This window comes from Streptomyces sp. 2A115, assembly GCF_052245575.1.
Lineage (GTDB): Bacteria > Actinomycetota > Actinomycetes > Streptomycetales > Streptomycetaceae > Streptomyces.
The window spans coordinates 26,643-39,478 of the sequence record NZ_JBQQCG010000074.1; the positions used below are offsets into that span (position 1 = coordinate 26,643).

The following is a 12,836-nucleotide window of genomic DNA, read 5'->3' on the forward strand; positions in this document are numbered from 1 at the left end:
CTCAGTCTCATGCCTCAACTCACCGCGCAGGCCGTGCCGTTGAGGCTGAAGGCGGCTGGGGCCGCGCTGTTGCCCGTATGACCGGCCTGGTAGCCGATGGTGACGCCGGAGCCTGGGGCGATCGTGCCGTTGTACGCGGCGTTGGTGGCGGTCACCGTGCCGTTCGCCGGGGTGTACGTGGCTCCCCAGCCGTTGGTGACGGTCTGGCCGGCGGGCAGGGTGAAGCCCAGCTGCCAGCCGTTGACCGGCGTCGTACCGGTGTTGGTGATCGTCACGGAGGCGGTCAGGCCCGTGCTCCAGGCGCTGGTGGTGACGGTCACTTTGCAGGCGCCTGGCTGGGGTTGGGGCGCGGGGCCAGAGCTGTCCAGGCCGAAGAACGTGAGCACCCGGGCCGCCATGCCGTAGCTGTACAGGTTGTGGCCGACGCCCTGGAGACTGATCGCCTCGACGGGGGCACGGTCACCGGTGGCGCCGTAGCGGGTGCGGGTCCAGCCGGAGACGGGCGAGTCCGTGGCGGCCGGGGTCTGGCTGACTCCGAGCACGTTCGTCCACTGCTTGATCTCCTCCCCGAAGTTGGGGTAGCGCAGGACGTCGTCCTCGGTGCCGTGCCACAGCTGCATGCGCGGCCTCGGGCCGGTGTAGCCGGGGTAGGCGGCGCGGACCAGGTCGCCCCACTCCTGCGGGGTGTGGGTCACGGTGCCGCCGGAGCACGCGCTGTTCCACTCGGAGCCGTCGGAGGTGGCGAAGCAGCCGAACGGCACGCCCGAGAAGGCGGCGCCCGCCGCGAACACGTCGGGGTAGTCGCCCAGCAGAACGTTCGTCATCATCGCGCCGGAGGAGATGCCGGTGGCGAAGACCCTGCTGGTGTCGGCGGAGTAGGTGCGGGTGGTCCAGTCGACCATCGACTTGATGCCGACCGGGTCACTGCCGCCGCCGCGGCGCAGCGCCTGGGGCGAGGAGACGTCGAAGCACTTGCTGGCCCGGGTGACCGACGGGTAGACGACGATGAACCCGTAGCGGTCGGCCAGCGAGGCGTACTCGGTTCCGGAGTGCATCGCCGGGCCGGATCCCGTGCAGTAGTGGACGGCCACCAGGATCGCGGGGTTGGCGGTGACGCTGTCCGGTACGTAGAGGTACATCTGCAGGTTGCTGGGGTTGCTGCCGAAGTCGGTGACCTCGGTGAGGGTCGCGGCGGGAGCCGCCGCGCGGGCCGCGGCCCCGGGCGCGGCTGTCTCCGTGCGGTGTGAGGCCCCGGGCGCGGTTGCCTCCGCGCGGGCTGAAGCCCCGGGCGCGGCGAGGAGCATCGTCGCGAGCAAGGACGTCAGGGCTCCGAAGAGCACCGCGAGCACCGAACGCGACGTTCTCCTCGCGGTGTTGCTGCCAGTGGCGGACATGTCTGTCCCTTCCGGATCACGGCTTGTGGGAATGGCGCGGTGGAGCGACACCATGCGACGGGGCCAGCCGCATGGCATGGTCATGACTGTCGTGGAAGCGCTCCCACAGGGTGGAGACCGAAACCGGCCACTGCGCGCGAACCATCTCGGCCGCGCGCCGGCGGAGGGGGGCGGGGAGGCGTCCGCACCGCGCGCCTCCGGCAGCTGAACGGGCTGGCGGACGACCTGCCCTCAGCGCACCTGATCGCGTCTTCCCCATTGCGTCTCCTCCGCCATGGGGCACAAGTCACCGCCCAGTGATTCACTTCGAGCAAGGCCGTCCGACCCTCGGCACCATCAAGACCCGCATGTACGCCCCGGCGCTGGACGCGCTCCGGGACAGCGACAACCCACTCGGCTGAGACCCGGCGCCCACCAGAACCGACCCGCACTCGCGCGACGCGACGCGATGCGACCTGCTCCAGCGGCCCGGTCGTCTCGCGGGCAAGGGAAAGCCCCGGCTGGACGGGGGAGACCAGCCGGGGCCGTAGGTCGTGGCACGCGGAGGGCGGTCGCCTCTCGGCGAAAGGCTCCATGGGGCTTCAGCCGAACGATCTTCCCCATGGGCTATAGGTGAGGCCCGGGGACACTGTCCCCTCCGCAGCCACGTAGAGAAGAACGGCGGACCACTCCCGGTTGTTCCAGGCCTTCCGCCGCATGGTGTGTGAAGTGGGTCATGTCCTGTCGGGCGTCTCATAGAGCCAGAGCCGCAGCACGCGGCTGAGCGTCGGCATGATCACGTACGTCAGCAGAGGCAGCAGTACGCACGGGAACACCGCGGCGCGCAGTGGCAGCGGCCAGGCGGTCGTACTGGGAGTCACCAGCCACTGGATCAGGAAGGTGAGCGGATAGGCGCCGAGGAAGGTGGCCAGGACCATCTTCCAGCGCGGCGGAGCCTGCACGGTGGTGCCGGGCAGGCGGAACCAGCCCTCGAGCCCCGTGGTCGACTGCCGTTCGCTGCTGACTTCGGTGGCGATGCCGTCGATCCGGGCGTGCCACTCCGCCCGCTCGGGAGAGGTCAGCCACGCGGTGAGCCGCTGGGGATCGGTGAAGTGCAGCACGGCGTGGAATCGGTGACCTCGGTCCGGGCGCAGCCAGGAGACACCCCGGTTTCCGGGGAAGCGCGAGACGCTGTCGGTGACACCGCGGGTCCACTCTTCGAAGTCGGCTTCCCGGCCGGGGCGCACCTGCCAGGTGAAGACAGTGGTGACGGGTTCGGTGCATGGGGCCTGCGTGGTGCTCATGTCCGCCACGAGTGCCATGCGCGGCACCGATCATGCGGGCTGCGGCGGATTCCGCGCCCGTCCCGCCGCCCCCGTCCGCCGCTCTTGTGAGGAACACCACCCACCTCACCGGATCCCTTGCGGCCCTTGAGGTTTGGCGGCGGCCGACGCCTCCTCGCGGCGGCTCGGGCGCCGAGTGTGCCGTGGTGTCTGTGAACATGGAGCACTGCTGAGCCGAAGCGCGCCTCATCGTCGAGCGCCGTCCCACCGGCACAGCGCAGGAGAACCTCGGCCAGGGGCCGCGTGCCCGCCGGGGTCTTTTTCTGCCGCCGATGTCGCTGCCGAGCCTGCTGGGCTCTTCACTTTGAGTGCCTACGTGACTTTTTCCTTGCCTTCATCTCCCTCATCCCCATCCAAACGGCTGCGCCGTGACCCCGGTCGTCGTACCGAGCAGGATCGCGCGCCCTGGCGTGCTCTGCGTCACCGCAGCATGCGGTGGTGGTCGGCCGCCAACCTGGTGTCCAACGCGGGCACCTGGATGCAGCTGACCGTGCAGAACCTCCTGGTGCTGCAGCTGACCGGCTCCGCCGCGGCCACCGGCCTGTCGCTGTCCGCTCAGGCGGCGCCGGGCCTCCTGCTCGGGCTGGCCGGCGGCGCCGCGGTCGACGCCTGGCCCCGGAAACTGACGGCCGCCGTCAGCCAGGCCGTGCTCGCGCTCGTCGCGTTCACGACCGCCGCTCTGGTCGCTCTGGACCTGATGAGCGTGCCCGCCCTCATGGTGCTGGCCGTCGTCACCGGACTCATCGCCACCGTCGAGGGGCCCGCTTGCGCGCTGCTCGGCAACGACCTCGTACCGCCTGAGGACGTCCCGTCGTCGATCGCGCTCGGCTCGGTGGTCCACAGCGTGGGCCGGCTCGGCGGCACGGCCCTGGCGGGGGTTGCCGTGGGTCTGTTCGGCACGGCCGCCGCGTATGCGGCCAACGGCCTCTCGTTCCTGTTCGTCGCCGCCGTCATCCCCTTCCTGCGCCCCGCCGCGCATGCCCTGCGGGAACCGGCAGGCACGTCACCGCCGGTCGTCCCACGCCAACGCCAACGTGCCGACGATGCCTCCCCCGCACCAGTCGCATCCACCGCACCCGTCCGGCCGGACAAAGGGCGAGGAACCGGTGCTCGGGACGGGCTGACCTTCTTCCTGAGCCGGCCACGACTGGTGGCGCTAGCCGGGATCACCGCTCTGAGCAGCATGTTCGGCCGCAACTACGGGCTGACGCTCGCCGTCCTCGTCACCGGACCGCTGCACGGCGGAGCGACCGCCTTCGGCACGGTGTCCACGGTGCTGGCTGTCGGCGGCATCGCCGGAGCGGTGCTCGCCGGACGGCTGCGTCACCCGTCGATCCGGCTGGTCGGGACGATGGCCGCGTCCGGTGCGCTGCTCCAGGTCGCGGCCGGGCTCTCACCGACCCTGTTCGTGCTCATGGTCCTCGTCGTGCCGATGGCCATCGTGGAGTCGCTCTCCGACACCGCCGGCACGACCGTCCTGCAGACCGATCCCCCGGCGCACATGCGGGGCCGCGTCCTCGGTGTGTGGCGCAGCGCCAGCACCGCCTGGGGCCTGATCGGTCCGCCCCTGCTGGGCCTCCTCATGGAACTGGCGGGTGCCCGGGGAGCCCTGGTGACCGGGGGCCTGCTCATCGCGGGCACCATCGGCGCCGGCGCCCTTCTGCACAACCGCCGCCCGGCACGAACGCCCGCTTCGGTGTCGTCGTCCAAGACGATGTCGATTCCCGTCGCTGCGGGCCCGTCAATCCCGCTGATCCCGTCGATCCGGTCACTCCCGGCACAACGCGCGCACGCACCACGGGAGCTCGCGGAAGTGAACGACGGTCGCGACACCCGGAGCTGATCAGTGGCCGCCCCTGTTCTCGACGCAGGGCCCGTGCGGGGCTGAGGCTCGGCGTAAGAGCCGTGCGCCTCGCTGGTGGCTTTCTTCGTGGTGTTCGTCCTGCCGATTTCCGTCCACGCTCGGAGGAAGGCGAAGGGGTGGCTGACTGCGCCTCTCCGCCCTGCCGGGTTCCGCATGCGGTCACAGTGATCGCGATGAAAGGGAATTCCCCACGCGATTTCAACCGGCCTTCCTGAACAGCTCCGACAACCGATCCCCGGTGTCACGATCCAGTCGACCGGACGAATCGGCGGCGATCAGGCCGACCAGGGCAGCCAGTTCACGACCGTGCACATCCACGGCGGCTTCCATGAGCTCGGCCAATGAGGCCACGGAATCGCGGGCGCGGGTACGAGCCGTCACCGCGCAGCCGACCGCGACCAGCGCGCTCGGCCACCACCACACGGCGAGCACGCCGTAGCCGACGGCCCAGGCCGCCAGTCGCGCGGAGACGGAGAAGGAGTCGCGGGCCGTCTGGATCTGCCGTTGCGCGGGCTCGGCCAGCACCAGCCACAGGCGTGGCCACAAGGCGGCGAGGTCCACGCCATAGGCGTCGTGGACGCGTTCGGCCGCGGCCTCCATGCGGTCGCCGTACCAGGTGGGGCGGACCGGCCGGAGCAGGGCGACGCGGTCGCGGGCGGCGGTGCGGGCACGGATCTCGGCCAAGTGGCCTGGCTGGACGACCAGTTCGTCGCCGTCCGGCGTTCTCGCCTGGCCACCGCCCTGCCTGGACTGGAGCAACGCCGCCTCAGCATGGCGGCGTACCGCGTCCAGTCGCTCGTGCTCCCTGCGGTCCCAGCGCCGCTCGCGCCGCTGCACGAGGGTGTACGACGCCGGGTCCCGGGCCGTTCGCAGCCAGTACCGTTCGATCGTCCCGCCCAGGAACTGCGCGGCCAGCGAGGCCGCGGTCGCGAGCAGCAGGGCGGCCGCCACCAGGAGGGCCGCGGTGCCGGGCCGGTCGGCCGCGGGGCGCCCGGCGAGGTCGTCGAGGGCGGTGCGGAGCCGGTCGGTGTCGTGCCAGTGCGCGTGGCCCAGGGTGGTTCCGGTCGCAACGGCGCCGAGGAAGAGGGCGCCGGGCAGCACCAGCATGTTGAGCCAGCGTTCGGCCAGTCTGCTTCCCAGGGTGGTCAGGAGTGGGTGCACAGGTCACGGGCCCGGACTCAGGCGTACCTTGCGCATGCGCTGCCCGCTGATGGCGCAGCCGGGCGCGGGCCACAGATCACGGACCGGCTCCAGCCGCGCACACCGCACCGGCTCCGGGCAGACGGCCACCCTGATCTGCGTACTGACGCCGGGCATCCGCTGACCCGGGGGATCCGAGAATCCCCGCGAGTGACCGAGCAGTCCGCGCGCGTCACCCGCTCCGCGCAGCGCCTCGTCCAGGGCCCGGAATGCGGTCCTGAGCTCCTCCGCGGCTGCCTCCGAGACGACCAGGGACTTCGCCCGCGCCGCCGCCTCGGGCACCCGCGGCAGGTCCCGCAGTTCGCGCTCGGCGCCGAGCAGCACGCACAACGCCTGTATGTACTGAGCGAGTTCGCGGTCTTCGGTCGGCTCAGGCATGGCACAAGTGTGCCGCAGAGAAGGCAAAGTGGGAGGTGGGTCGCAGCGGATGCGCCGACACGGGGGTGCCATGACGACGCAGGAGGACCGGGGCCAGGCGCTGGCGGCGGTCCGCGCACGCGTGACGCGGGCGTACGAACAGCAGGACGGGCAGGTGCTGTTCGGCCCCGAGGCGGACGCCGATGTCGGGGCCCTGCTGCGGTCCGTCGACACGGCCACGGACATGGAAGCGCGCCATGCGGCCGGTTGGCTGTTCTTCGGCCGCGCGGCCTCCCTCCCCGCAGGCCAGGGCGGTGCCGAGGGCGCGGCCGCCGGGACGCTGCTGTTCCCGGTGTGGGTCGCCGACCCGTCGGCCGTGCCGGAGGAACTGGCGGCCAACTTCGCCACGACGGACCCCCACGACCGGCCGGATCCCGCACACGCGGACGGCCTCGCCGAGTGGTCGGCGCTGTGCCTCACGGGCGCGATGGCGGCCGAGGGGCGGCATCACACGCTGCCGGAGGTCGCGTCCGAACAGAATCGGGAGACCTACGCGTTCGCCGCCCAGCTGGCCGCCTCGGTGCGGAGCAGGCAGCAGCTGCTGTGGACCGCGGTCGGCGCGGGCCTCCTCGCCTGCCTCGCGACACCCGAGCACGACCCGATGCGTCCGGGCCGGATCGGCGACCTGGCGCACGCGCTGTCCCTCGCCGATGGCAGCCGTCCGGTACGGCACGGGGCCACTCCGGAGGACGAGGCACCGGACGAGGCACCGGACGTGACGGTTCTGGACGGGACGGCACTGGACTCGGCCATCCGGCTGACGCACCACGAGCTCAAGCGCACCCCGGCCGACTCCCCCGACCGGATCACCGCGCTCGCCAACCTCGGCCTTCGGCTGTGCGTGCGCTACGAGCGGTCGTACGACCCCGAGGACCTGTACGAGGCCATCGGCATCGCCCGCGACGTACTGGCCCAGCTGCCCGAGCGCGACCCGCAGCGCGCCCGCCACCTGAGCAACCTGGGATACCGGATGCAGCTGCGGCTGCGCCGGGAGGGGGGCGAACCGGCGGAGTACGACGAGGCCGTGGACCTCTTCCGGCGGGCGGTTCCCGGCGACCCGAACGGCCGCGGCCCGGCCTTGGCGAACCTCGGCGGGGCGTTGACGGAGCGGCATGGGCGCACGGGACGGCGGGCGGACCTGGACGAGGCCGTGGACGTACTCACCGAGGCCCTGGAGGTGGTGAAGGACGACCCGTGGCTGCGCCGCGGTGCGCTCAATCCCCTGGGGCTCGCCCTGTACTCCCGCCACAGGCTGACCGGCGACCGGGCCGATCTCGAAGCGGCGATCCGCTGTCTGAGCGAGGCCTTGGCCACGGCGGGCGAGGTGTCGCCGACCCGCACTGCCCGGCACCTGGGCAACCTGGCGCTCGCGCTGCACTCCCGGTACGAACTCACCGACGGTACGGCGGATCTCGACGAGGCCGTGTCCCTGCTGCGCAAGGCCGCGGCGCTGCTGCCGGCCGGCCACCCGGAGCGGCCCGGCACTCTCAACAACCTCGGCCGGATGCTGACCAGCCGTACCGAACGCACCCCCGACCCGGACGAGTTGGCCGAGACGGTGCGCGTACTGCGGGAAGCGGTGGACACCACCGAAGAAGGCCACCAAGTGCTCGGGGGACGCCTCTTGAACCTGAGCACGGCACTGAACCTCCGGTACCAACTGGCCGGTGACAGCGCGGATCTGCGGGAGTCCCTGAACTGCCGCCGCAGGGCCGTGGCGCTCACGGACACCGCGCCCGCGGAGCACACGACGATGTTGTCCTCGAAGGGGCTCGCCCTGCTGCACAGCGCGGAGCGCGTGGACGATCCCACCGCCGCTCTGAACGAGGCGGTCGGTCTGCTCCGCGACGCGGTCCGACTCACCGCGGCCGACAGCCCGTTGCTGCCGCGTCGGCGCCTCAACCTCGCCATCGCCCTGATCGCCCGGCTCGACGTCTCCTACAGCCTCGCGGACGTGCGGGAGGCCCGCACCCTGGTGGACGCGGTGCTGGCGGTCCTGCCGGACGACTCGCCGTCCCTGCCGAACACCCTGGCCACGGCCGCCGGCGTCCGGGCGGCGTCCCCGGGCAGCGTCTGGTCGCGCAGGGCCCAGGCCGAGGTGATCGAGCTGCTGCGCAGGGCGGTCGACGCCACTCCGCCCGGCCACGCCAACCGCGCCAGGCGGCTGACGTTCCTGGCCGACGCCCTGCTCCATCACCACCGCCGACGCGGTCGCCGTCGCGACCAGTCCGGCCTTCGTGGCCAGTCCGGCCTGAGGGAGGCCGCCGACATCTTCCGGACGGCGGCGCTCGAGCAGCAGGGGGCGCCTGCCGAGCGGCTGCACGCGGCCACACAGTGGGGCGACACCTGGGCACGGCTGGGCCGCCCGGACCTCGCGCTGGAGGGCTTCACCCTCGCCGTCGACCTGCTGCCCTCGGTCGCCCCACGCCATCTGGTCCGCGACGACCAGGAGTTCGTACTGAGCGAGAACTCCGGACTCGGCGCCTCCGCCGCGGCCTGCGCCGTACGCTGCGGTCACCCCGGACTCGCGGTGCGGCTGCTCGAACAGGCACGAGGCGTGCTGCTGTCCCACGCCTTCGACGCCGCCGGCGATCTGACCCGGCTCAGGGCGGTGGCACCGGAGCTCGCCGCCCGCTTCGAACGCCTGCGGGAGACCCTCGACACGGCGACGGCCGGCGAGGAACTCCCAGAGGACCGCCCCCTGGGCGAAAGCCAGGACGACGGCGCGTTCCACTCCCTGTCCACTCTGTCCACCCGCGCCGATCTGCGTCAGCAAGTCTCCGAGGAATGGCAGGAGCTGACGGCGACAATCCGCGCCGAACACCCGGAACTGCACCTCTTCAGGTCGGTACGGGAGTGGGACGAGAGCGAGCTGCGGGCGACGGCCTGTGACGGTCCCGTCGTCCTGGTCAATGTCTCGGAGTTCGGCAGCGACGCGCTGATCGTCACCGCCTCGGCCATCGAGGCCGTACCCCTGCCGGGTCTGACACCACCGCAGATCGCACGCCACCAGAAGGCCTTCCAGGACGCCGTACGACGGCTCGACGCTCCGCGCACCACCCCCAAGGAGTCACTGCGCGCCCAGCAGGAGGTACGCGACACCCTGGCCTGGCTGTGGCGGCAGGTCACGGCCCCCGTCCTCGACCACCTGGGAATCCGAGACACGCCGCACGGCCCCTGGCCGCGCCTCTGGTGGTCACCCGCCGGAACACTGAGCTCGCTCCCCCTGCACGCGGCAGGCCCGGCCGACAACGCCGCTCCCGGCGCCCTGGACCACGTCGTCTCCTCCTATACGCCGACCCTGCGAGCCCTGCACCACGCCCGGGATCTCACCACGCGTCCGGTCGGCACCGGCACGCTCGTCGTCGCGGTCACCGATGCGGACGGACTGCCGCCGCTCCCCGCCGCCCGCGACGAGGCCGAACAGCTCCGCCGACTGCTGCCCACCGCCACCGTCCTGTCCGGCGAGTCCGCCACCTACGCGGCGGTCGTCTCCGCGCTGCCCCGCCACGCCTACGCCCACTTCGCCTGCCACGCCCAGGGCGATCCGCAGCGCCCGTCCGGCAACCGCCTCGTCCTGCACGACCACGCCGAACGCCCGCTGACGGTGCGGGACCTGGCCCGGCTCCGCCTCCCCGGCGTCCGGCTCGCCTACCTCTCCGCCTGCGACACACTGCGCACCACGCCCGAACTCGCCGACGAAGCCGTGCACATCGTCAGCGCCTTCCAGATGGCGGGCTTCCCCCATGTGGTCGGCTCGCTGTGGCACGTCGACGACACGATCGGGGCCAGGGTCGCCCAGGATGTGTACGACGCCCTGCACACCGGAGACGGCCGCCTGGACGTCACCCGCACGGCGGAGGCCCTGCACACCACGGTGCGGGCTCTGCGGGGAAGGTACCCGGCGACTCCCAGCTTGTGGGCCTGCCAAGTGCATGCGGGGCCGTAGTCGATCCCAGGTGGGCGGTGATCTCCGTGCCCATCACGTGCACGCCGAGACTGCGACGGCGGCGGCCCACGGAGTTGAGCTTCTCGGACGCCCCCGAGAACCACCTCCTGCCTCGCGTCTCCCCAGCAAGGGATCAGGGCCCCTTGGCAGCTCGAGGTCGCGAAACCGATCCGAGCACCAACGGGCCCTGTGGCCGCCTCGCCGAGCACCCTGCTACATGTTGATCATGTGGCCTGCGAGGCCGTGGACGGCTTCCTTGACCGCCTCGCCAAGGGTGGGGTGGGCGTGGACGTTGCGGGCGACCTCGTGGACCGTGAGGTCCCACTGCTGGGCCAGGGTCAGTTCGGGGAGGAGTTCGGTGACGTCGGGGCCGATGAGGTGGCCGCCGAGGAGCTCGCCGTACTTGGCGTCGCTGATCAGCTTCACGAACCCGCTCGCGTCACCCAGGCCGTGGGCCTTGGCGTTCGCGGTGAACGGGAACTTGGCCACCTGGACGTCGTAGCCCTTCTCCCTCGCCTGCGCCTCGGTGTAACCGAAGCTGGCGATCTGCGGCTGGCAGAAAGTGGCCCGCGGGATCATCACGTAGTCCAGCTCCATGGTCTCCGCGTCCGCGATCGTCTCGGCGGCGACGACGCCCATCGCCTCGGCGGCGTGCGCGAGCATCAGCTTCGCGGTGACGTCCCCGATGGCGTAGATGTGCGGGACGGAGGTACGGCAGCGGCCGTCGACGTCGATCGCGCCGCGGTCGGTGACCGTCACGCCGGTCTTCTCCAGGCCGTAACCGGTGACGTTCGGCGCGAAGCCGATCGCCTGCAGCACCTTGTCGGCCTCCAGGACCTGCTGGGCGCCGTCCTTGCCGGTGACCGTGACACGGACCTGCGGGCCGGACTCGTCGATCGACTCGACGCGGGTCGAGGTGAGCACGTCGATACCCAACTTCCGGTACTGCTTGGCCAGTTCGGCGGAGACCTCGACGTCCTCCAGCGGGGCGATCCGGTCCAGGAACTCGACGACGGTGACCTTCACTCCGTAGTTGTGCAGCACGTAGGCGAACTCGACACCGATGGCCCCGGCGCCGGCGATCACGATCGACCGCGGCAGATCCTCGGCGAGGATCTGCTCCTCGAACGTCACCACGCGCGACGTACGGCGGGTGCCGGGCAGCAGCTTGGGGCTCGCCCCGGCGGCGATGACGCAGTGATCGAAGCCGATGGTGCGGGTGTTGCCGTCGTAGTCGGCCACCTGGAGCGTGTGCGGGTCGAGGAACGTGCCACGACCGCTGATTTCCGTGATCTTGTTCTTCTTCATCAGGTAGTGGACGCCCTTGACCCGGCCGTCCGCGACCTTCCGGCTGCGACGGAAGGCCTCCCCGTAGTCGAAGGAGACCTCACCCTCGACCTTGATGCCGAAGGTCTTCGCCTCGCGCGTGAAGATGTGCGCGAGCTCGGCGTTGCGCAGCAGGGCCTTGGTGGGGATACAGCCCACGTTCAGGCAGACACCGCCCCAGTACTTCTCCTCGACGACCGCGACGCGCTTGCCCAGCTGGGCGGCCCGGATGGCGGCTACGTATCCGCCAGGTCCCGCGCCGAGTACGACGACGTCGAAGCGCTCACCCTGCTCGTCCATGGACGGCTTCCTTTCCACTGGGGCGGCCGGCTCCCGCGAGGGGCCGACTCGCTCCCGATCGAACAACCTGTTCATCAACTCGACGGCGGCGGCATCCGCCACCGCCCGCCGCCGGGGAGCCGGTGGAGGACGAGGGAGGCGCCCATTTGGTTCACCACCTCGGCAGCGGTTCCCCGAACGTCCGCTTCAGCGCCCCGGCGCTGTGATCTATGCCCGCTCAGCCATCATCGACGGCGGGCCGACGCCCCGTCGACTTCGCGTACTCCGCCCTCGGCGGCACCGAGCCTGCGCTTTCCCACGGCTCCGCCTGCCTTCCGGAGGGCATGCTCACGAGCACCATCAACTGACCACGAGTCATTCACTGACCCCAGGTCACTGAATATACGATGGTCGCATGCCAAGGCCAAACCGACGACAGATGTATGCGGAGCAGACCCGGGCGGACCTGGTGGCGGCCGCGCGGAAGCTGTTCGTGGACAACGGGTTCGCGGACACGTCGGTCGAGGCAATCACCGGGGCGGCGTTGGTGAGCAAGGGCACCTTCTACCACCACTTCCCGGACAAGAAGGCGATGTTCGCCGAGCTCTACACGGAGCTGATTCAGCAGGTCGGCGTCCTGTCGGACGCTACGTCCGAGGCGATCCGTGCGACACCGGACCAACCCGCCATGGCCGCGGTCGCCAACCTCACGCACGCCTTCCTGCGGAGAACCATCGACGACCCCCTGCACCGAGAGCTGATGGCCCAGGCACCCTCGGTCCTGGGAGCGCGGTACCGGCACATCAACGACACCGACGCCCAGCCTCCGATCGAACGGCTGCTGACCGCTTTGGCCGAACGCGGTGAACTGCAACCGGACGTGCCCGTCGCCACCGTCGCCCGGCTGCTGTTGGCCGGCCTGTGCGAGGGCAACCAGATCATCGCCGCCGCGGCGGACCGGGAGGACGCCCTGACCAGGACGTTCCATGCGATCACCCTGCTGATGTCCGGCCTGGCGGCCGACGGCGTCAGCGTCCGGTCGACCTGAACCGGGGCCTGGTGGCCGGCGTGGGTGCGTGGGGTGC

8 protein-coding genes are annotated in these 12,836 nt (G+C 71.3%); 3 read left to right on the plus strand and 5 right to left on the minus strand.

All coding sequences use genetic code 11. The annotated features are described in order from the left end of the window. Positions 1 to 14: 14 nt before the first annotated feature. Together ACTWQR_RS42240 and ACTWQR_RS42245 are read right to left on the minus strand one after the other, a co-directional pair. Positions 15 to 1,394 (minus strand): extracellular catalytic domain type 1 short-chain-length polyhydroxyalkanoate depolymerase, encoded by a 1,380-nt coding sequence (locus ACTWQR_RS42240; RefSeq protein WP_443232581.1) that lies wholly within the window; start codon positions 1,392 to 1,394, stop codon positions 15 to 17. Between the two features lie 713 nt (positions 1,395 to 2,107). Next, on the minus strand, positions 2,108 to 2,677 hold the full coding sequence (locus tag ACTWQR_RS42245; protein ID WP_443232582.1) for an antibiotic biosynthesis monooxygenase: 570 nt from the start codon (positions 2,675 to 2,677) through the stop codon (positions 2,108 to 2,110). A gap of 469 nt (positions 2,678 to 3,146) precedes the next feature. On the opposite strand from ACTWQR_RS42245, the gene ACTWQR_RS42250 reads away from it, so the two are divergent. Continuing rightward, complete coding sequence (locus ACTWQR_RS42250; protein WP_443232583.1) at positions 3,147 to 4,559, plus strand: MFS transporter; 1,413 nt, start codon at positions 3,147 to 3,149, stop codon at positions 4,557 to 4,559. 219 nt (positions 4,560 to 4,778) lie between these two features. Here ACTWQR_RS42250 and ACTWQR_RS42255 read toward each other — a convergent pair whose 3' ends face one another. Both ACTWQR_RS42255 and ACTWQR_RS42260 read right to left on the minus strand, forming a co-directional pair. Further along, positions 4,779 to 5,741, minus strand: coding sequence for a hypothetical protein (locus ACTWQR_RS42255; RefSeq protein WP_443232584.1), 963 nt, complete (start codon positions 5,739 to 5,741; stop codon positions 4,779 to 4,781). Positions 5,742 to 5,744: 3 nt separating this feature from the next. Continuing rightward, entirely contained in the window at positions 5,745 to 6,158 is a 414-nt protein-coding gene (locus ACTWQR_RS42260; RefSeq protein WP_443232585.1) for a hypothetical protein, read from the minus strand. 70 nt (positions 6,159 to 6,228) lie between these two features. On the opposite strand from ACTWQR_RS42260, the gene ACTWQR_RS42265 reads away from it, so the two are divergent. Next, positions 6,229 to 10,146: a CHAT domain-containing protein gene (locus tag ACTWQR_RS42265; RefSeq protein ID WP_443232586.1), complete on the plus strand. Its 3,918-nt coding sequence runs from the start codon at positions 6,229 to 6,231 to the stop codon at positions 10,144 to 10,146. 213 nt (positions 10,147 to 10,359) lie between these two features. Here ACTWQR_RS42265 and lpdA read toward each other — a convergent pair whose 3' ends face one another. Then, a complete protein-coding gene (lpdA, locus tag ACTWQR_RS42270) occupies positions 10,360 to 11,772 on the minus strand; it encodes a dihydrolipoyl dehydrogenase (protein WP_443232587.1) in 1,413 nt (470 codons plus the stop codon). A gap of 394 nt (positions 11,773 to 12,166) precedes the next feature. On the opposite strand from lpdA, the gene ACTWQR_RS42275 reads away from it, so the two are divergent. Then, the gene (locus ACTWQR_RS42275; RefSeq protein ID WP_443232588.1) at positions 12,167 to 12,799 is read left to right on the plus strand and encodes a TetR/AcrR family transcriptional regulator; all 633 of its coding nucleotides are present in this window, start codon (positions 12,167 to 12,169) and stop codon (positions 12,797 to 12,799) included. Positions 12,800 to 12,836 lie beyond the last annotated feature (37 nt).